We start from the raw sequence: 21,387 nt of genomic DNA, 5'->3' as shown, positions 1-21,387 counted from the left end.
TAATTCTATGAGTTTGCCGGAAAACATTCGCGTCAAGATTGAAAATTCGCTGCGGAACTTCTGTGATACGATGGCACCGCCGGAAGTGCGTCATCAGTTGCGGATTGTTTTTGCGATAAAGGGGAACGCCGTCACGCTTCTGGAAGAAAGACCGTACTTCCGCGACCCGTCGAGGTGGACGCAAACGAATGTCGCCAGATTTCGGTTTGTCGCCGGGCGTCAAGAGTGGACGCTTTATTACAGAGACCGCAATAATCGTTGGCACATTTATACGCTCGTCAAACCGACAAAAAGTTTCGCCGCGCTTCTTGATGAAGTCCGTCGTGACCCGACCGGCATTTTTTGGGGTTAGCGGTTGCATCCGATAATATAGGGCGTTCCCGCCGTCGCGCTTGACATTGCCTGACCGTATTTTATATAATTCAGTCAGTTTAATGACCGTATTTTGATAAACCCGAAGGAGCCCGCCGTGTATATCCCGCAATATCATTTGAAGAACATCCCGAAATATCTTAAAAAAGGCAAGGCCCTTATAATCTACGGCCCGCGCCGTTGCGGGAAAACCACGCTCCTTAAAGAGTCGAGCAAAAACTTCAAAGAAAAATATCTTTTCGTAAGCGGCGAAGACATAACCGTTCAGGATTATCTCTCAAGCCGCTCGATAGAGAAACTCCGAAACTTCGTCGGAAAGAACAAAATACTTGTGATAGACGAGGCGCAAAGAGTAAAAGATATCAGCCTGAACATAAAACTGATTCTGGATCACATCGAGGGAATAAAAGTTCTTGCGAGCGGTTCTTCGTCGTTCGACTTGGCGAAAGAAGTCGGCGAGCCGCTCACCGGACGGAAATACACTCTGAAACTCTTTCCGCTTTCTCAACTTGAACTTTCGGCGGTTGAGACGCGCGCCGAGACATCCGCCCGTCTTGAAAACCGCCTTCTCTACGGCAGTTATCCCGAAGTGGTCGTCAGCGCGGGCGACTCGATAAAAAAAGAGTACTTGAGGGAAATCGTAAGTTCATATCTGTATAAAGACATCTTGGAACTCGAAGGTGTCAGGCACTCCGACAAACTCGGGAAACTTCTTCAACTGCTGGCGTTTCAAATCGGAAAAGAGGTTTCTTACACCGAACTCGGCACACATCTTGCGATGAGCAAAAATACCATCGAGCGTTATCTCGACCTTCTTGAAAAATCATTCGTCGTCTTCAAGATGACGGGTTTCTCAAGAAACCTGCGCAATGAAATCGTCAAGAATCCGAGATATTATTTTCAGGACACGGGAATCCGAAACGCGCTGATAAACAATTTTAATCCGCTCTCGATGCGCAACGACGTCGGGATGTTGTGGGAGAATTATATCGTCGTGGAGATGCTCAAAAAGCAGGAATATAAACGGCTCCGCGCCAACAACTACTTCTGGAGAACTTACGACAGAAAAGAGATAGACCTCATCGAAGAGCGCGGCGGCAAACTTCACGGCTACGAAATCAAGTGGGGCAAAGACCGCAAGAAAAACGCCGCGCCGAAAGAATGGCGCGAAGCATACAAAAACTCCGTCTACAAAGTGATAACAAAGGAAAATTATCTGGATTTTGTGGTGTGATGAGGAGCGGGGCGTGCGACGGAATATCCGCATATTCGGAGTCGGTTTCAGTTTGAAGCGCCGTCGTAATTTCATACAATAATTTGCGCCTCAAATAAGAGGGGATTTATGAGTTTCATAATCATCTACATCACCAACCCCGACATAAAAACCGCCAAGAAAATCGCTTCGCACCTTCTTAAAAAACGCCTCATCGCCTGCGCCAACTTCTTCCCGATAGAAAGTTCCTACTGGTGGAAAGGAAAAATCGAAACCGCCCGCGAGGTTGTCGCCATCGTAAAGACCAGAACCGCAAACTGGCAAAAAGTCAGATCCGCCGTCGAAAAACTCCATCCCTACGAGACGCCCTGCATAATGAAAATCCCGGTCACTGCGAATGCGGATTTTGAGAAGTGGATAAAGGCCGAAACGAGATAAATTTGTGTTGAATAAAATCCAATAGAATGATAGAATAACGCGACACCCAAAATAGAGCGGGGACAGACGATGTTTTGTAACCTCTTGACGGCAGAAACGACATAGCCCGGGCGTCTTCGTCGCGGTTGCTGACGTCAAACACAAAGGAAGGCCCAACATGCCAAACGGTAAAAATGACATAACTTTACGTTCCATTCTGAAGGACTCAAGTTACGACCTTTCGCTCTTTTCTCCTGCCGTTATCAAATCTCTCGAATCTAGAATAAAAGTTCAGAAGAACAAACCCTATATCAGCTGTATCGTTCGGGATAAAGAGGTTCAGCTTAAGCCCGAAGAAATCGTTCGCCAACTCTACGCGATAAAACTCATCAACGATTATGGGTACCCCAAAAAGCGCATCCGCTTTGAACACCCTGTTCAATTTGGCAGAGAAACCAAGTTGGCGGATATCGTAGTATTTGATAAAGACCGGCCGACGGTTGAATATATTATTGTTGAGGTTAAGAAGCCCAAACTCAAGGATGGCAAAGATCAGCTTAAATCATATTGCAATGCTACCGGGGCCCCGATTGGTGTTTGGTCAAATGGGGGGCAGATTTCCCACTATAACCGCAAAGACCCGAATTTCTTTGAGGATATAACTGATATTCCAAAGGCTGATCAGACCCTTGAAGACATCATAAAAGAGCGATTCACATGGAAGAATTTAATTGTGAAAGATAAAATTCCCAATGAGGGAAAATCATTAAAAACGATAGTCACCGAAATGGAAGATGAGGTTCTTGCTGGCGCAGGTGTTGATTCGTTTGAAGAAGTGTTCAAACTCATTTTTACTAAACTGTATGATGAAATGAAAAGCAGTAAAGATAAAGATTATTTGGATCGAGAAATTAAACGTATTTTAAAGAAAGATTATGGTGATTATGAGAAACTAAAACAAGTTATTTCGCAAGTCGATGATAATGATTTCCGAGTGCTTGAGTTTAGAAACACTGGGCAATCAGAGGGTGAATTAAAGAAAAAGATTCAAAGACTTTTTGACGAGGCCAAAAAGAAGTGGCCAGGGGTATTCCCTGATGAAAGCAGGATTGACCTTTCACCGTCTCATCTTTCCGTCTGCGTTTCCAGTTTGCAAGACGTAAAGCTATTTAACTCCAATCTCCAAGTTATTGACGAAGCCTTTGAATATTTGGTGAGTAAGTCCTCTAAAGGCGAAAAGGGACAGTATTTCACGCCTCGACATGTCATTGACATGTGCGTCAAGATGCTCAATCCCCAAAAAGGCGAATACATGATTGACACCGCCTCGGGCTCATGCGGATTTACAGTTCATACCATCTTTCAGTTAACCGGCCATCTATTTGAAAATACCGAGATTTCACAAGAAGAAAAAGAGGACGTTCTTAAAGTCTTCGGTATTGACTTTGATGAAAAGGTCGTCCGTGTCGCCAGAACACTTAATCTGATTGCCGGTGACGGTGAAACAAACGTCTTGCATTTAAATACTCTCGATTATGATCGCTGGAACGAGACCACTAAGAATGAAGATTGGATTATGACTTATGGCAGTGGTTTTAAACGACTTGAAGCTCTCAAGAAAGATAAAGGCCAGAACAAGGAATTCCTTTTTGACATCCTGATGGCTAATCCGCCCTTTGCCGGTGACATCAAAGAATCTCGCATCATTCATAAATATGAACTCGGTTATAATAAACAAAACAAACCTAAGTCAAAGGTTGGTCGTGATATTCTTTTCATCGAACGCAATCTCGATTTTATAAAACCCGGCGGACGTCTTGGTATAGTTTTGCCTCAGGGTAGGCTTAATAATTTTTCAGATAAAGACCTTCGAAAATATGTAGCCAACAAAGCCCGCATATTAGCAGTTGTGGGCCTGCACGGCAACACTTTTAAGCCTCACGCCGGAACAAAGACAAGTGTTCTATTTCTGCAAAAATGGGACGATAAACTTTGTCCTAAGAGAAAGGATTATCCCATTTTCTTTGCTGTTTCTGATAAATCAGGCAAAGATAATTCTGGTGAATATGTTTACGTCAAGAATGGCAATGGTAAGCCAAAACTCGATAAATATGGTCACATAATCGTTGAACACGATTTGCATAACCATAAAGGCGAGCTTCCTGATGGTATCGCCGAGGCGTTTATTGATTGGGCGAAAAAAGAGAAATTAAGTTTTTGGAAATGATCTAATTTTGACAATGGCAAATCTATCTACAAATGACAAGCAAGTATTAGAGAAACTTTTTCAAATGAGCGGAGGTTACGTCCTTAATTTTTCAGATAGAACAATGGGAGAATTTTTCCATGATGATGTTGGTATTAATATCTATGAAGGAAAATATAATTATGCCAGCGGATCAAAAGCCAACCGTATGAGGGGCTTTTGGCAAGTATCTGAAGATCCTTTGGCTGGCAAGTCAATTATTAAACTTATTGAATACATCGAAAATCAAATTTTGATTGGGGTTCTCAAGCAAAGCGATTTTCCTCAAAACCTTGTTGATAAAGGCAAGGAAATCGGCGATAGATTACTCGGCAAATCGGTGCGTAAAGAAAATATCACGGAAGATGAATTCCTAAAAAAAGAATTTAAAGAAGTTTCGATTAGTTCTTTAAAACTGGATGGAGCGATAACAAGCATACTTGAACAAAGGCTTGACGAGATAAAAAAATGTTTGCACTCAAAGGCGGCTTTAGCAACCATTTTTCTTTGTGGTAGCACACTCGAAGGTATACTGCTTGGAATCGCATCAAATAATCCACAAAAGTTTAATGTGACGACATCAAGTCCAAAAGATAAGAGCGGAAAAGTTTTACAATTTCATGAATGGGCTCTAAGCAATTTAATAGATGTCGCAAAAGAGATCGATTTCCTAAATGAAGATGTTAAAAAATTTAGTCATGCACTGCGTAATTTTAGGAATTATATTCATCCTTATGCGCAAGCAAGCGAACATTTTAATCCAGATGAGCATACGGCTAAATTATGTTGGCAGGTCTTGAAAATCGCAATTTTTCAGATATCTAAAAAGGTCTGATTATGCAAATATCCATTGTAAATTATAAAACGGTAAAAGAAAATTCTGATTTCAGATACGAGTCGGAATTTTGGTTGCCAAAATATATTGAAGAAGAAAATCAGTTGAACCGGATAAATATACTTTCTTTGATTGATTGTGTTAGTTTTTCTAATGGGCATGCATTTGATTCAAACGAGTTTTCTTTTGAAGGAGAAATTTATATTTCAAAGATAGGTGATGTTACTCAAAAACGAGATTTTAATTCATGGGAAAGAGTTTCAAGAAAATATTTTGAGGAATTTAAGGCAAAATATCTTAAACACAATGATATTTTAATGACCTTAACCGGCGATCCTCCCGATGTCGGAAAAGTGCAACTAATATTTAATCCGCCCAAAGAAAAATTGTCATGGAATCAGAGAGTTGCGCTTCTTAGACTAAAAAAGCAAGACAAAATCAACGCACCTGAATTTTTATTTATAGTTCTTTCCTCAAAATATTGCAGGGACCATATTGAACGCTGGGCAAAAGGCATCCGACAAAGAAATGTTGGAAATCCAGCAGTATTAAACATGGCAGTTCCGATTTTGCTTGGCCTGCAAAATAGTATATCTGATATAGTCAGAAAATCATTTGAACTATTAGAAAATTCAATATCTCTTTATTCCCAAGCCGAACAAACCCTTCTCTCCGAGCTTGGCCTTGTAAATTGGAAGCCGAAGCATTATCTATCCTTCGTCAAGAGATTCTCCGACACACAGAACAGCGAGCGCATCGATGCCGAATACTTCCAGCCGAAGTATGAGGAAGTCGTCGAACGTATTAAGCAATATAGAAAAGGCTATAAACCTTTGGCCGAGATTGTTAAGGTTAAGGACAAGAATTTTCAGCCTAAAGACGATGTGACTTACCGTTATATTGAGCTTGCGAATATCTCAGCTAATGGAAATATCAACGGATTTATCGAAGCGCAAGGCAAAGAATTGCCTACCAGGGCAAGGCGTAAGGTTGATGCCGGAGATGTCATTGTTTCGACCATTGAAGGGGCTCTTTCAAGCATTGCTTTGGTAAGCGATGATTTAGATAACGCTTTATGTTCAACAGGTTTTTTTGTTATCAATTCAGAAAGGATAAATTCCGAAACCTTGCTTGTATTGCTCAGATCATTGGTCGGTCAATTACAACTTAAAAAAGGATGCTCCGGCACAATTTTAACTGCTATTGGGGATGATGAATTTAAACGGATAATCTTACCTGATTTGCCCGCAATTGTTCAGGATAAGCTTAAGAAGAAAATCACGGAGATGTATAACGCAAAAGCATTATCAAAAAGCCTTCTCGACATCGCCAAGCGTGGCGTTGAAATGGCAATAGAGAAGGGTGAAAAAGAGGCGGAGAGTTGGATTAAAACAAGTATGACCGATTTAATCAGGAGGCGGGATATGGATAAGGAAAAGAAAAAGGATGTGGGTGAATTCCGAGGGTTAAGTTTGGCTAGTCCGACGACCCCAGATGTTAAAAACGTTGAAAGCAATAAAATAATTAGAAAAAGTAGTTTGGCAAGCCCTACGCTTCCAGATCCCAAGCCAATAACTCCGAGCCAACCTGTTTCAACCACCAAACTATCGGGCAATAATACCAAAGCTGATGCTCCAAGCAAAAAATCTAAATAATAGATTTTATAGAATTCATTGTCCTGGAGGATTTCACTATGGCCAACAATGAATATATACGTCAACAGAAGACCAAATTTGAAGATTATGCTGAAAGATACAGGGCCGAAGCCAATGAGGTCTTCCGTGAACTAGTGCGGCAATTGATCCTTACCGCCACCGTGCTTGTGACTTTGGGACCTTATGTGCTTAGCAGAACAGAGGTAACGAAATTTACCGTGCTTGATAAATATCTCTTTATGTTCGCTATGGTGCTCATCGCAATTTCCATTCCCATGGGCATTGTACAGTTGGTTGTAGATCATTATTTCTTTCGTGCATGGCATCGAGCTAAATATAGTGTTGTAGAAGGTATAGCCAGAAAAGAGATTACCGATGACAATATCTGGGAAAGATCAGTAGAGAAACAAAGCCTTATCCAAGCCGAATCGAATACTATTTTTGTTTGGCTTCAACTCATATTTGTCATAGTTGGGTTGATGCTTTTGTTGGTGCAGTTATGTAAAGGTATACTTATTGCTTGACCGTATTGAGAGTGGAATATAAATAGCAAGATAATGGAAGATAACAGTTATTGAGTTTGTAATAATCGACTGTTAGGGAGATGTGCCAATGATTTCGAAAGAATTGCTTGGATATAAGATTTGGTGTAAAAACTATATGAGTAATTGGGGTGCCTCTGATTTGAAACCTTGAGAAAATGATTTTTGGTAGGAATACTACAACTGTTCCTGTAATAGCCACAATATGAACTATAATCAGACACTATATATAAAATCAGTTGGGGTAGTCCAAGGTGGGGAAGAGGTATATGTATGGCAAGGATAAATTTAAAAACAGGCAAAATAATTAAACCTCAGGAATTTAGCGGTGGGAACCCAGAACACCAATTACAAAAATATATTGAAAGCTACTTAAACCAACTCTTACAATGTTATTTTCTTAAAAGTTTTCATAAAATACCAAGCGGAGAAATTGATACTCTTGCGATTACCGAAGATGGGAACCCCTGCATTATTGAATATAAGCACAAGCAAGAAGATACGGTATTGAACCAAATAGTTTTTTATTATGATTGGTTAAAGCAGAGACCTACAAAGTTTGAGTTTGAGAGAATTGTTAAAGAGAATAACACTACTAAAAAAATTGATGTTGACTGGTCAAAAATTCGCTTAATTTGCGTAGCAAAACAATATTCTAACTGGGATATTAGTTTGATTAAGCATTTAGACGCTGAAATTGAATGCTATAGTTATACTCTTCACGAAAACGAATTAGATATTCATCTTGACCCTATTGTAAATCAGTTCAAAAAACAGAAAATTTATAACGGTAAACAGACTCATAAAGAAATTACACTGGAAGACCATAGAAACAGAGCCGATAAAGAGGGGAAGTTATTATTAGACAAATTAAGAGATGGAGTATTTAAGATGGGAGACAATATTGAAGAAGGATATGCTCCCAATTATATTAAATATTCTGTTAAAACAACTTTTTTGGTTGTTCATGTGAGAAAAAAATGGCTGATAATCCAGCTGAGAGTTAATGAGAGAACCTTTAAAGACCAGAAGAAGTTTGCAAAAGATATTTCTAAAAGGGGCTGGACGGTAACAAGGGAAATGAAAATTAACAATATGGATAAATTAAACTATGCACTTGATTTAATAAAACAAGCATACGACACACAAGGCGAATAGTTTTTTGGGGGGTGGGGATGAGAACGCTTAATATTTTCCCGATTTTTAAAACTTGAAAAAATGATTTTGGAGAAAACAATGACAAAAAAATGGACAAAAGATGAAGCTTTGCAAGAATTACAAATATTAGCAGAGACAACTAATACTTTATCTAAATCAAAAAGATTTTCCGCAGAACATGTACAGTGGATTGATAGAGTAATTATTATTTTAGAAGAAGTTTTTGGCAGAAATTCTCGGTATTATGCAACATTTACCAATTTTCACTGGTCAGTTACTGGTTCTCTATTGGTTGGAGGGCCAATGGACCCTGAGGGTTCTTGGAATCCGCAAAAATCTATAGAAAAAAAGCATCATATAGCATATTTACAAGACTTAGAAAGTGCTCATGGTTTATTAATTGCAGCTTATGATTATCTTCAGAAGAGGGACTTGATTTTGGTATATGAAGGCAAAAATACAATTCCAGAATCTAGTGAAATTTTTAAGATTATAAATCTTGTAGAATTTAAAATTAGAAAAATGATTAGAAAAAAACCTGATATAGAAATTGAAATTCAAGAGGCACTTGAAAATTTACTTGTTGGTGCTGATATTCAATATTCACGGGAAGCAGAGAAAATAGAATATTCATCTAAAACATATATTCCCGATTTTACACTTCCTAAAATAGACCTTATAATAGAAATTAAGTTGTGTAACAAATCTACTCGTGAGAAAGAAATAATTGCAGAAATAAATGACGATATACTTGCTTATCAAACAAAATATGGTAATTTATTATTTGTTGTTTACGATACAGGTTTTATTAGAGATATAGAACGGTTTGTTACTGCTTTTGAAAAGAGTCAAAATATCGTTGTTAAAGTAGTTAAACATTAAAAAATTGTATAAAAAGAAAAGGGTGGGCGCTGCTAATATATTTTTTTGTCGGATTAAGGAGAACACAACATGCCTTTTGTGAGGATTGATTTGTGGAAGGGCAGGGATAAAGGAACGAAGAAAAAACTGATTAAAAACGTGACATCTGCTGTGGTTGAATCAATCGGCTGTCCGCCGGAAGCCGTTCAGGTGGTCATCGGCGAAGTCGAAAAAGAAAACTGGGGTTTGGGCGGTGCGCCGGCAGATGAGAAGTTTCCGGATTAAAAATAGTGCGAGTTGCGGGACGGAGTTATGGACGGGTTGAGATATTGAATTTTCACGTCTTAATCTGGTGTTAATTCTCCACTATGAACTCCAAATACAAATCAATGCTTAATCGGATGAAAGAAAAAAGTGAGGATAAACACATCTCCTCAGTTTCGGAACCATGGCAGGTATATATAGTAAGGTGCAATAACAGTTCTCTTTACACTGGCATCACCAAGAATCTTTCAAAAAGGATTGAAAAGCACAACAGTGGCAAAGGCGCTGCCTATACTCGCATCCATCGACCCGTAAAACTTGTTTACACAGAAACATTGAAAAACAGGTCCGAAGCTCTCATCCGCGAAATGCAAATTAAGTCTCTCAGCCGCCCCAAAAAGGAATCGCTTTTGAGTTTATGTAAAGAATAGGAAGTAAAGTCATAAAGGAAACGCGCGGCTCTTCGCTCCCTGTCCGGAATCGCCGGCGCCGCCGCCATACCCTTGACGCCGTAACAACTTCGTAACAAGTTTTTTGTAGAATCTTTCCAGTAGCAGGCGGGGATTATTGCGGTATAGCCTCAAGGTTGACGCTGCCACCGGCCTCGCCCCGAAAAACAGAGTTCACAAAATGACAAAAATAACGCCCCTAAACGCTCCGTTTTTAGCCTCAAAATGCCCCCAAAAAGGCCCTGATATGAAAAACGCTCCTTATCTATCTATCTATCTATCTATCTATCTATCTGCTGTCAATATGAAGCATTAAAAGGCGCTTTAAGCGCGTTAACCCCCAAACGACCCAAAACCAAACACCCGAGGAAGCATGAAACCTCGGGGTTTTTGTTTTCAAGGCCGTCTCGCCGTCTCTCGCGCCATACCCCCAAACTGCCTTTACGACCCATTTTAATAGCCGCTTGTTACATATTTTTCCTAAGCGCCATTTCGGCGCTCAAAATCTATGCCATCAATTACTCTACAGCCACCGACACAACCGACACGGATTTCAACGCCGGTCTCGTCAAGTCATCGGTGACGGTAAAAGGCACCGGTGCCGCTGCTTATGTCGAGATTTCAACAGTTCAAGCCATAGGTGGCACAATTACTTATTCAGGTGAATATACCATTCATACTTTCACTTCAAACGGAACATTCACACCAAATACTACTATGGCTGTTGAATATTTGGTGGTTGGTGGCGGAGGAGGAGGTTCTGGAAACAATGGCGGAGGAGGAGGCGGAGGGGGAGTTTTGTCTGGTTCAACAAATGTAACAGCGCAAGGTTATAATATTATAATTGGTAATGGCGGCATAGGGACTACATCTACTGGAACTTCTGGAACTGCTGCATCGGCAGGGCAAGATACCACGGCGTTTGGTTTGACTGCAGGAGGTGGCGGTTATGGAGGCCACTACCCTTCGACTAATGCTGGTTCTGGTAGGGCTACTGGTGGTAGTGGTGGTGGGTCCACGTATGCAGGAGCAAATCCGGGTGGTGCAGGTAATGGAAGTGGTGGTACAGGTGGTTATTACGCCTCGAACGGCTCTGGTGGTGGCGGTGGTTATGGAAATAGCGCTCTCACAAATGCACCTGCCGGAGCAAACGGTGTTTCTAACTCAATCAATGGCACAAATCTTTATTGGGCAGCTGGCGGCGGTGGTACAGGTCTTGATAATAATGCTGGTAATGGTGGACTTGGTGGCGGTGGTGGTGGTGGAAGTTATAATTTTACTGCTGGTACTGGTGGAGGAAGTGCTTTAAATAGTGGAGCAAATGGTACTGCTGGGACACCAACACCAAATTCTGGTGGTAACGCTGGCGCTAATACTGGTTCAGGTGGCGGTGGGGGTGGGGGTGGGTGTAATGGAGTTGCTGGTGCCGCAGGCGGCAACGGCGGCTCCGGCATCGTAATAGTAAGATATTTATGTTATCGTCCCTCCGCCGAACTCCAATCCCGCGCTATAGACACCGGCTCGAAAGGCTCGAAGTGGGGACAGGTCTCGTGGGGCCAAAGCGTGCCCGCCGGCACCTCGATAAAACTCAAAACCAGAACAGGCGATACATCAACCCCCGACGGCTCGTGGTCTGCGTGGTCGCCCGCAAGCGAATGGTTCACCGTCAATACCGGAACACCCATCGCTTCGCCGAGAGCGCGCTATATACAGTATATCTCATCGTTCACGACGAGCGTCTCTACCTCAACTCCGCAATTACTTGAAGTTAATATCCAATACGCGACAAACACCGCCACCTCGCCGAATTTGATTTCTCCGGCGGACAGCGTCTGGATTTCCTCGACCCAGCCCGTATTCAAATGGAACTTCGTGGACGATGAGTCGGACTCTCAGACGGGCTTCCGCGTCCAGATAGCCACACACACGAACAAATCCGCAACGTCACCTTACGGCTTTACCGGGGCAATAGCCAATGATTCAGGAGACACATCGTCGGGCGCCGCGCAGTATCAGCCGCCGGGCGCGCTTGCGAGCGGAGCCTATTACTGGCTCGTCCGCACATCCGACACATACGGAGCATGGTCGGTTTACTCGTCAACCTACTGTGTCAAGATTGACACGATACCTCCGTCGGGACAGACCGTAATATCTTTTGCCTCGGGCGTCTCTTCGATAACGATAACCTCTGGCGGCGCGACAGACTCGGGAGGGGGGCTTCACGCGACACCGTATTATGTCGAAATCTCGACGAGCGGCAATTTCGGCGGTAATGTTTATAATTCCGGCTGGATTGCCGCGAGTTATACATTCACCGGACTTTTGCGGAATAAAAGATATTACTGCCGCGTTCGCTCAAGAGACGTTCTCGACAATGTTTCCGGATATTCTTCAAATCAGGAGTGGCGCACAAAGCCCGGGGCGTTCCAATCAAAATCCGCGCAAGGCAAACCCGCAAGAACGGGGCCCAATTCTTTCGGCTTCGTCGGCGACGCGGTCTGGGAGTGGGACGTTCCGGTAAAAGCGGGAGCGGCTCTGACGATAACGGCATACATCCGCTACAACACAAGTTACGGCGGCTCCGCGACAAAACCGAAACTTACTTTAAGCGGTCGCGGCATAACGACGACGAGCATTTCGGCCACCGGCGCCGCGCAGGACGCCTGGGAGCTAATCACAATCAACGCCGGTACTCCGACGCAAAACGCAACGCTCAACCTCCGCGCCGAGGGATTCTCCAATAGTCTGGGCGCCGAGTTTTATATTGATGATATAAATGTGAGCCAGTAAGAAACGGATAATAAATAGAGGAGAAAATCCTCTTGAGGTAAAATTAATGTAATTGTCGGCCCCGCGCGGCCGACGGCGGAACATTTTATTGTCGGCGCTGACGGGAAAAGGCCCGAGGCGCTTGTCAGTTCTTGTATTACAGGGACTGGCGGGCGCCTTTTTTTATTTAAGAGTTCAAATTTAACCATATCCGGAGTATGACAAAAATGCGAAACGTCTCGCGGGACCTGGAAGAAAATCTGAATCAATTCTGTGCGGGCGGGATTACCGGCAGTATCGTGGTAAAACTTGTCAAAGGCGAAGTCGTCGTGCGGGACGAAACCCGCAAAAATATGGCGTCGGGCCTATCCTGCGGCGAAATGCCCATCCCGCTTGAAGCGTGCCTCGCTTTCGTCGAACGATTGAGGCGGGAAAAAATCCACGGCGATGTCGTTTTTGACGTCTGCGCCGGCCGCGCCGTCGAGATTGAGGTAAAAAAAAGATACAGGGCGCAATCCGCCATACAATACGCTTATGCGGGAGGAACATTAAATGGAAAAACGTCTGCTGACTATTGACGAACTTACCGAGTATATCGCCGTTCCCAGGGGAACGATATATAACTGGGTAAATCAAAGGAAACTGCCGTATGTCAAAATAGGGCGGCGGGTCAAATTCGACAAACAGGATATTGACAAAATCATTGATAAACGAAAAATCCTTCTGAGGTAAAACGGGCGTTTGTCGCGTTTGAAATTTTTGAAAAAACAGGTATAATCATCAAATCAGTCCCGAGACAAAAGAGAAAGTTATTGAAGTCCAAATGAAAAATATAACAGGCAAAGAATACGTTATTTTTTTGAACGAAATAAAATCGCGGATTGTTACGGCGCGGATTCAGGCGATTCGGTCGGTCAGCAAAGAACTTATACTTTTATATTGGGACATCGGTAAAACGATTGCGGAACGGCAAAAAAAGTATAAGTGGGGAGATGCTATAGTTGAGTTGCTTGCCCGTGATTTGAAAGCGGTATTTCCGGAATCGCCCGGATTCTCAGAGAGAAACGTTTGGAATATGCGCAGATTTTATGAGGAATACAAGGATAAGCCATTTCTGCAACAAGCTGTTGCAGAAATTCCATGGGGACATAATTTGTTGATTATGGAAAAGGTCGATGGCGATAAAGAACGGGAATATTATATCAGATCTTCCCGCGACATGGGTTGGTCAAGAAACGTGCTTCTCAATCAGATAAAAGCCGGCGCTTATAAATTAAGCCTTAGGCAGAAAACCCATAATTTTCCTAATGTCTTGCCGGTGTATCTTGCTGAACAGGCGGATGAAGCCGTGAGAAGTGTTTATAATCTTGATTTTCTTGGCATCACAAAAGAGGTCTTGGAACGAGAATTAGAAAAGCGCTTGGTGGACAAGATTAAGCGGTTTATGCTTGAGCTTGGCAAAGGATTTTCTTTCATCGGTAACCAATACAGGCTTGTCTTGGGGAACAACGAATATTTCGTTGACCTTTTGTTTTTCAACCGTATTCTCAAATGCCTTGTGGCGATTGAGCTTAAAACCGGAAAGTTTGAACCCGAATATGCAGGGAAAATGGATTTTTATCTGCACCTGTTGGATGAACAAACGAGATTAAAAGATGAGAACCCGCCGATAGGAATTATCCTGTGCGCGGATAAAGACGATATCGTCGTGGAATACGCCTTGCGTAGCGTCAAAAAGCCGCTGGGCGTGGCCGAGTATTACATCACAAAAAAATTGCCCAAAGAATTTAAGGGCAAGCTTCCCGATGCGCAATCACTGAAGACACCGATACTACGGGAATTGAAATCAGAAAAAGGATGAGCGATAACCGACGCATTGGTTTCAAAAGTACGGTCGTTCTGCAACGGGGGTCTTTATGAATAACACAAAAGAAAGAGGGCTCTACAAAAGGGGGAAAATCTGGTATATCCATTACCATGCCGACGGCGTCAGAAAAAGGGAAGCGGCCGGAACGAGCAGACAGCTTGCCAGAGAGATACTCGCCAAGCGCCGCTGAATTTTGTATGTTATGGGGAGGAATATTTACTGTCATATCCTCCTCACAAACCCCCGCCCACGCCCTCTCCCAGCGCTTTTGGTTTCGGACTCATCATTTGTCAGTTCCCGCTCGCTCTGGTAACTTGCTTTAAGGCCCGCCTCTAAAGTTCCCTCTTTTTCAATCGCCTGTTCCAGTGTAATGTCGGTTCTGCCGAGCGTGTCTCTTTTGTGCTCTAACCGTCGAGCGAGGTCTTTCAGGTCGGATTTATCGTCGGTGTAGATTTTTACGCTGTCGCGGGCGCGTGTGATGTTGACGTATTGCGCGCGCATATCGTTTAAGGCGGGCGCGCCGGATGTGTCGGCGTCTACGATTACTTTGTCGTAGGTCTGACCCTGTGATTTGTAGGTGGTGAGGGCGTAGCCGTAGTCGATGTTTTTGTATTTTTTTGTGTCGATGTCGATTGCGCGGCCGTCTTCTGTGCGGACGGTGATGGTGTGCGGCTTTAATGTGTGAAGTTTTACGACCGTCGCGCGCTCGCCGTTTCTGACGTCGTAATTCTTGTATTCGTTTTTTGTGAATACGATTAACTCGCCTTCGGCGATATTCATTTTCAGGGGTTCGTCGATTCCTTCACGGTTGGTTCGCGCAAGGTCGAACGATTTTTCTTTTTTCAGGTTGCCGTCGGATTTCAAAGATGTTCTGATTAAAAGGTTCAGCTCGTCTCTGGCTTGTTGTGTGCCTGTGATTATCAATGTGTCTTTGCCGTATTGTTTGGCGATAATGCTGCGGCGTTCGGCGGCGCTATTCTTTCCGCCGATAAATCTGTTTGATATCTCGATAATGTCGCCGCGCTTATCAAGTATGTCTAATGATTTTTTCATCCTGCCTTTTCGGGCCTCGACAACGGCTTCGCGCAGCCGCTCGTCGCGCTGACGGAAGTTTTCGTTCATCTCAATCAAAAGGCCTTTGCGCTCTTTGATTTCACAGAGTCGCTCAAAAGCCCTCCCCGCCGCGATTGACTCCAACTGGTTGCGGTCTCCGACTAAAATTATTTTATCGCCGTTTTCTTTTGCCGAGCGGAATAGTTTCGCGGCGTTTCGGCTGTCAAGCATACTCGCTTCGTCGAAGATTAGCACACGCTGTCCCGACGACTCGCGGAAAGAGCGTGGGTTGCGGCTGAAAAAAGATTTGAGCGTGAACGCCGCAACGCCCGTTTCTTGTTTTAGTTTCTGTGCGGCGACGCCCTGCATACAAAGTCCGATAACTTCAAAGCCCTCGTTTTTGTAAATATCGGCGACGGCTTTTAGCGTCGTGGTCTTGCCTGCTCCCGCGTCGCCTTGAACAACGACCAACCGCTCACGGCTTGATAAAATTCCAGCCACCGCCTCTTTTTGTATCGGGGAGAGTTTACGCGCCTGTTCTTTCTCCCAATCGATGATTTTTTCCCTCGGCGCGGAAATGACCGTCTCGCTTTTATCGTCCGCAAATGAAATATACTCCCGCTCACTACGCGCCATTTCCCAAGATGTGTAGTGTCCGTCAACTTCGATGATGTTGCCCTGCTTTACTTGTTCATCGAGTTCGACGACGACGCGCTCGCAGGTCGTGGAGTTCCATTTCTCGTCGCGCATCTGTTCACAAACAAACTGATGGAGCAACGTCTCTTTTGTCGTCGTCGCCTCGTTTTGCGTGGCGCGTCTCAGGGCGAGCTGCCACTTTTTTTTGTTACTCGCATTTTCCCTGTCGCCTCCCCGTTCCTGCTCGGCCTCGACGCTGTAAACCGCTTTCTGGCTCCAGTCTCTGCGCCACGCCGCGCCGTCTTGCCGGTCGGCCGGTTTGGTCTTCCGGGCATGGTTGAACTCGGCGAGTGTTTTCTGCCAACTGGCGAGGACGGCGGCCTTGTCGGCCTTGTTGTCTTTGTCCTTGCGGGTCTTGCGCCAGGCGTCAATACCGCGTAGTCCTTCGCTTTCCGCGTCGAGTATCTGTTGCCGACGCTTGGAAAACTTCTCCTCAAGTTCGCGCGGCACTTTCCTAAGTCGCCACTCGCCGTTTTTGGCGTAGTCAATTTCGTAACCGTGATCCTTGTAAAGTCGCTCGGACAGTCGCTGTCGGTAGAGCGCGCCGAATAGTTGGTTGAAGTCGCGCTTCATAATTTCTCTGCCGTCTAAAGCCACGACCTTGTCGCCGACTTCGGTGAGGTTCATCACCACGCAGTGGGTGTGAAGGTGGGGGTCTCTCTCGCGGCTATAGCCGTCCTGTACCTCGGCCCAGACCATTTTGCCGGTGTGGTCTTTCGTGTTCGAAGTGAGCCGGCCGTAGGCGCGTTTTTCTATCTCCCTCATCGTGTCTTCAACGGATTTCTGGTGCGCGTACATTACAGCCCGTTGCGTTCCATCATGGAGCACCAGCCCGGCTATGCTTACCGATTTCGGCGCAGAGAAGGTCAGGTCTATGCCGTGGCATTTGTGAGCGCGGGCGATTTTATCGCCGCGAGAATTTCGCCCAGCCAAGAGGTTCTCAAAGTCAATTTCGCTTATCTTCTGGCCGTCCGTAAAGCCCAGCCGCTCGCAGAGTTTGCCGCGCACGAGGACGTAACTCAAGGCCTCCTCGCTGCGCGCTTTGATGCCTTTGTCGGCCAGCTCGTCCACCAGGTCGCGGCCCTGTTTGAAGTAGTAGTTCTCTTCGCGGCAGTGATAGGCCATGATGTCTTCTATGTTGCCGGAGAGTTTCATCGAAGTAAGCATTGCGATTGTCGCTCCTTATGAAGCCGGTGATAATTTTTGCGCTGCCGCGACCCTGTGCCAAGCGGAATTACACGAAACTGAAAGCGCGGACATTGACGCGGAAATTTAGCGGAAGCACATTGTGCAATGGTGCATAACAAAAATACTGACAAAATATAAGCGGCGCCGTGTCAGGTCAAGCCAATATTTCCGGCTCTCGCGCCTTCATGGATTGCTACATATTTTTAAGAAGATGAATGAGATACCTGTCCTTTGATTCGGCGTCGGCGTCGCGGGTATCGCCTATTGCCCCGTCAACAAGGTCCGACCCCAAAATGAAGATGTATTTCTTGATGACGTTCTTGAAATAATCGTCGTCGCGGTTACAAAATATACACGCCCTTTCCAAAACATACTCGCCGTGAGATGTGAGTTTTTTGCGGGGCGGCGGGGCCACGCGCGGTTGTGAAACTTGGGCTGTGTCGCTGTGAGCGGCGAGGTTTTTAGGGAGTGATGGCCGGACTGGACGAGCATCGCCCCGGATGCTCGGCGTCGCGGGGTTACTTGGCAAATCGGCTGAGACGCCCATCGCGGTGCGGGGGGTAAAATCTCCGTCTGCTGTCGCCGCCACGGTCGCAATCGTCGCCGACACTTCCGCCGCCGCCATCGCCGTAGCCGCCACGGTCGCAATCGTCGCCCCAATCCCAACCGCCGCCGCATCCGCAATCGCTGCCGTTTCCGCAGCTGCCGCCGCGCCCGCAACCGCTGTCGTTTCCGCAGCCGCTCCCACCGAGACAGCTGCCGTTGTCGCCGTTGCCGCCGCATCTGCTTTCTCCTCTGTCGCCGCTTCCGCCGCCGCTGTGGTCGCTGTTCCCGGCGACGCGCTGCGAAACGAAAGCTGGCGGGCAATGACGAGCGTCCCATTATCAAGTTTGGTTTTGTCGAAATGAAATACGCCGGAGAGTTTTGGCAGTGTGCGCCGTTTGAAGTCCTTTATGTCCTGAGGCTTTGCCGGGCGCTTGATGATGTTCGCGAGAGCCGAGCCGATATTTTCTTCGTAATAATTTTTCAACCCCAGCCGTTTTTCAAGATACAAAAATGCGGCGCGACTCAATCCCGACGGGAGCGAAAAATAAACTTCGGTGTCAATATACTTGAAATAACCGCCGTCGATACTATCGTAAAAAAGATCCGGTATGGCAATCCACGAGCCGTCCCGTATTTCCTTCGGGCTGAGTTTGGACTCGACGATTTCCCGGCGGGCAACCAGCCGATAAGCGATGAACGATGTAACCGCCTCGCTTGTGTACCGCCGGTTTTTGTTGTCCCGCCACGACTCGACGAACTCCGCCGGGGTCAGCGCGAGTTCGTTCAGCGATTCGCGGATTTTGACCAGATTCTTGCCGAAGGGGTTGAGCCGCATAACGCGGGCGAAGTCGGCTAATACCGCCTGGAATCGGCGTTCAGTGTGACGATACGCAAGAGCAAAAGCCGCGAGCATCACATCCATATCGAATGCGCTGAAAAGTCGGCTGTGGTGGTTGACGGTGATTTTGCCGTTGGGCGTGATTATGGTTTCCACCGGAGAGTCCGGACGGCTGCGGCGAGACCGCGCCCGTTCAAAGCGAGCGGGGAACAGCTCGATGAAGTTGCCCTCGACTTTTATAATCTCCTGCTTCGATTCTCGCGTCATATCGGATATGTCACTTTTTGCCACTTGATATGTCACCCTATGCCACCGGACATGTCACTTTTTGCCACCGCATATGTCACTTTTTGCCACTTTCGCATACGAGTTCGCTCTGATTTTTCAACACATTCGAATTCCTGTAAGCTTTTAGTACAAGCTTTTAGTTTAAACACTTAGAATAAGCCTAAATACAAAGGACAAAGATTTTTGGCGTATCCCTTCGGGATATTTTCGGACAAAAGCAACGACGGTAAATAAAAAAAAGCACTCGCCAGGCATCAAGTATTTACACTTGATAACCAACGAGTGCCTTGAGTTTGCCTCACCAGCACCGTTAAAACATATTACGATGGACTACAAAGTCAAAAAGAAAATGCCGCGCTAAATTTCAAACGCGGGATCGCAATCCCGCCGTCAATGTCATTTTTAATGGACGATTGTCCACTTTAGTTGACATTAAATAACTTGCCGCCGCTGCAAGTCAAGAAGAAGAGCGTCCGCGATTCAATTCAAAATCCCCGGAAATCCCACCGATTCCCCGAGTGAGCGAAACGGCAGTAATTCCGTCTATATCAAATCTCGAAGGTATGTCAAAGCCGGGGCGACGCGTATCCCCTCCGCCGTCTGATAATCGCGCTTGCCCGCGGCGTGGATCTGCCACGCGGGGACATTCGGAAACTTTCTTTTCAAATAGATGAGGGATTTACTCACGTCATCGTCCGACCATTTGCATTCCACAAATGAAACGGGTTTCTTATTTTCCGTCACGACAAAATCAACTTCCTGCCCATCGACATCCCTGAAATAGCGCAGTTCCATATCGCGGCCTTTAGTGTCCTCTTCGAAATGAACCATTTTTAATAGATGAGATGCCACGAGATTTTCAAAACGTTGCGGCAGAGCCGGAACCAACGACCAATCAAAATGATAATGCTTGCGCTCTTTTTTCACGGCGCGGATTTTGGGGCTGCCCAGAGGCATAACGCGAAAGACCGCGTACAAACGTTCAAGAATATCCATCCACTTGGATAAAACTTTATGACTTACCTGCAAGTCCTCGCGCAGGGCGTTTAATGAAAGAGGGCTGCCGACGAGTTCCGGCAGGCGGAGCATCAAGAGTTCCAGATTGCCGACATCCTGAACACGCTCAAGCGACATAAGGTCATCCCTGATGAGACGGGTTCTGTATTCGCGGGACCAGCGTTTCGCGTCTACCCGCGAGTTGCTTAAAAACGGCTCGGGAAATCCGCCGAGTTCAAGGAGTTCCATAAAATCTTTTTGCGTTTTGATTCCGAGTTCTCCGACGGACAAAGGGTGAAGACGCAAAAAGTGATACCGCCCCTGAAGGGAATCCCCGCCGAAGCGGTAAAAATCGAGCCGCGCGCTTCCGGTGACGAGTATTTTTGTTTTCCCGCGGCGGAGGTCGTAAAGACCTTTGAGATAATTTCTCCAGGACTTGTATTTGTGTATTTCGTCGAAGACCAGCGTATCGCCGGACGGGAGCTCGCGCTTTAATATTTTCTCCCTGTGCTCGGGCGCGTCCCAGTTGAGATAGCCGCGCTTGTCGCCCAGAATATCGAGCGCGAGGGTGGTCTTGCCGACCTGACGCGGACCACCCAGAAAAACCATCTTTTTCTTTATGTCCGTTTTTATCTGTTCAAAAAGGTATCTTTTCATAATATGGGATTATACAAGTATTTTAACCACATGTCAAATTTACAAGCGTGTATTTTTGACGACTGTCCAAAATAGAGGCGCGCGGCGGCCCCAAAAAGCGCGCCCGCCGATGTCCAAAACAGCGGCGCCCGCCGGTGTCCAAAAAGTGTCCAAAATGCTATACTAAATCCTGGGCGCGGGACTAAAATTCCGCTGTTACAACTCCGCGCCGCGCTGAAACTCCGGTGCGAAAAAAGGCGCTTTCGCGGGACGCCGAAAGTGTCCAAAAAGTGTCCATTCAGCATCCAAATTCGGCCAAATTGGCACAAAGTCATACAAATAAAAAAATCACCGTTTGTCGTCGGTGATTTCACTTTTTCGTCTGAGATTTTTCGTCGGCGGGGCCGCTTTTACAGTCTGGTGCGATTAACCGCTCCGCCACCTGCCCGTGTTCGGTTAAAGTTAAGCGATTATATTAAAAAAATGCCGTCCTCGTCAA

The 21,387-nt window shown here is 45.5% G+C and carries 20 protein-coding genes; 17 read left to right on the top strand and 3 right to left on the bottom strand.

The annotated features are described in order from the left end of the window. Positions 1–7: 7 nt before the first annotated feature. The 17 genes from CVU77_06130 (at position 8) to CVU77_06050 (ending at position 14,641) form a co-directional block, all read left to right on the top strand. On the top strand, positions 8–352 hold the full coding sequence (locus tag CVU77_06130; protein PKN01257.1) for a transposase: 345 nt from the start codon (positions 8–10) through the stop codon (positions 350–352). Between the two features lie 117 nt (positions 353–469). Further along, positions 470–1,606, top strand: coding sequence for an AAA family ATPase (locus CVU77_06125; GenBank protein ID PKN01256.1), 1,137 nt, complete (start codon positions 470–472; stop codon positions 1,604–1,606). Between the two features lie 108 nt (positions 1,607–1,714). Further along, entirely contained in the window at positions 1,715–2,023 is a 309-nt protein-coding gene (locus CVU77_06120) for a divalent-cation tolerance protein CutA (protein PKN01255.1), read from the top strand. 157 nt (positions 2,024–2,180) lie between these two features. Continuing rightward, the gene (locus CVU77_06115) at positions 2,181–4,229 is read left to right on the top strand and encodes an SAM-dependent methyltransferase (protein PKN01254.1); all 2,049 of its coding nucleotides are present in this window, start codon (positions 2,181–2,183) and stop codon (positions 4,227–4,229) included. Between the two features lie 13 nt (positions 4,230–4,242). Continuing rightward, positions 4,243–5,082, top strand: a complete 840-nt coding sequence (locus CVU77_06110; protein ID PKN01253.1) for a hypothetical protein — start codon at positions 4,243–4,245, stop codon at positions 5,080–5,082. A 2-nt stretch (positions 5,083–5,084) separates the two neighbouring features. Next, positions 5,085–6,737, top strand: coding sequence for a hypothetical protein (locus CVU77_06105; GenBank protein ID PKN01252.1), 1,653 nt, complete (start codon positions 5,085–5,087; stop codon positions 6,735–6,737). 38 nt (positions 6,738–6,775) lie between these two features. After that, positions 6,776–7,261: a hypothetical protein gene (locus CVU77_06100; protein ID PKN01251.1), complete on the top strand. Its 486-nt coding sequence runs from the start codon at positions 6,776–6,778 to the stop codon at positions 7,259–7,261. A 291-nt stretch (positions 7,262–7,552) separates the two neighbouring features. Next, on the top strand, positions 7,553–8,437 hold the full coding sequence (locus CVU77_06095) for a hypothetical protein (GenBank protein PKN01250.1): 885 nt from the start codon (positions 7,553–7,555) through the stop codon (positions 8,435–8,437). Positions 8,438–8,740: 303 nt separating this feature from the next. Next, complete coding sequence (locus CVU77_06090) at positions 8,741–9,319, top strand: hypothetical protein (protein ID PKN01249.1); 579 nt, start codon at positions 8,741–8,743, stop codon at positions 9,317–9,319. 69 nt (positions 9,320–9,388) lie between these two features. Then, the gene (locus CVU77_06085) at positions 9,389–9,583 is read left to right on the top strand and encodes a 4-oxalocrotonate tautomerase (GenBank protein PKN01248.1); all 195 of its coding nucleotides are present in this window, start codon (positions 9,389–9,391) and stop codon (positions 9,581–9,583) included. A 116-nt stretch (positions 9,584–9,699) separates the two neighbouring features. Then, positions 9,700–9,993 (top strand): hypothetical protein, encoded by a 294-nt coding sequence (locus CVU77_06080; protein ID PKN01272.1) that lies wholly within the window; start codon positions 9,700–9,702, stop codon positions 9,991–9,993. A gap of 658 nt (positions 9,994–10,651) precedes the next feature. Beyond that, positions 10,652–10,831, top strand: a complete 180-nt coding sequence (locus CVU77_06075; GenBank protein PKN01247.1) for a hypothetical protein — start codon at positions 10,652–10,654, stop codon at positions 10,829–10,831. Positions 10,832–10,960: 129 nt separating this feature from the next. Beyond that, positions 10,961–11,320, top strand: a complete 360-nt coding sequence (locus CVU77_06070; GenBank protein ID PKN01246.1) for a hypothetical protein — start codon at positions 10,961–10,963, stop codon at positions 11,318–11,320. 254 nt (positions 11,321–11,574) lie between these two features. Then, positions 11,575–12,801 (top strand): hypothetical protein, encoded by a 1,227-nt coding sequence (locus CVU77_06065; protein ID PKN01245.1) that lies wholly within the window; start codon positions 11,575–11,577, stop codon positions 12,799–12,801. A gap of 197 nt (positions 12,802–12,998) precedes the next feature. After that, the gene (locus tag CVU77_06060; protein ID PKN01244.1) at positions 12,999–13,358 is read left to right on the top strand and encodes a hypothetical protein; all 360 of its coding nucleotides are present in this window, start codon (positions 12,999–13,001) and stop codon (positions 13,356–13,358) included. Then, positions 13,333–13,512, top strand: a complete 180-nt coding sequence (locus CVU77_06055; protein PKN01243.1) for a transcriptional regulator — start codon at positions 13,333–13,335, stop codon at positions 13,510–13,512. The genes CVU77_06060 and CVU77_06055 overlap by 26 nt, the downstream gene beginning before the upstream one ends. Positions 13,513–13,603: 91 nt before the next feature. Next, positions 13,604–14,641 (top strand): DUF1016 domain-containing protein, encoded by a 1,038-nt coding sequence (locus CVU77_06050; protein ID PKN01242.1) that lies wholly within the window; start codon positions 13,604–13,606, stop codon positions 14,639–14,641. A gap of 228 nt (positions 14,642–14,869) precedes the next feature. On the opposite strand, the gene CVU77_06045 is transcribed toward CVU77_06050, so the two are convergent. The 3 genes from CVU77_06045 to CVU77_06035 form a co-directional block, all read right to left on the bottom strand. Continuing rightward, positions 14,870–17,563 (bottom strand): hypothetical protein, encoded by a 2,694-nt coding sequence (locus tag CVU77_06045; protein ID PKN01241.1) that lies wholly within the window; start codon positions 17,561–17,563, stop codon positions 14,870–14,872. 214 nt (positions 17,564–17,777) lie between these two features. Next, on the bottom strand, positions 17,778–19,235 hold the full coding sequence (locus CVU77_06040; protein ID PKN01240.1) for a hypothetical protein: 1,458 nt from the start codon (positions 19,233–19,235) through the stop codon (positions 17,778–17,780). Positions 19,236–19,799: 564 nt separating this feature from the next. Beyond that, a complete protein-coding gene (locus CVU77_06035) occupies positions 19,800–20,909 on the bottom strand; it encodes an AAA family ATPase (protein PKN01239.1) in 1,110 nt (369 codons plus the stop codon). Positions 20,910–21,387 lie beyond the last annotated feature (478 nt).

The sequence above is a fragment of the Elusimicrobia bacterium HGW-Elusimicrobia-1 genome (assembly GCA_002841695.1).
In the GTDB taxonomy this organism is placed as follows: Bacteria; Elusimicrobiota; Endomicrobiia; order PHAN01; family PHAN01; genus PHAN01.
The sequence above is the reverse complement of the archived record's forward strand: the minus strand, read 5'-3'. Positions and strand labels throughout refer to the sequence as shown.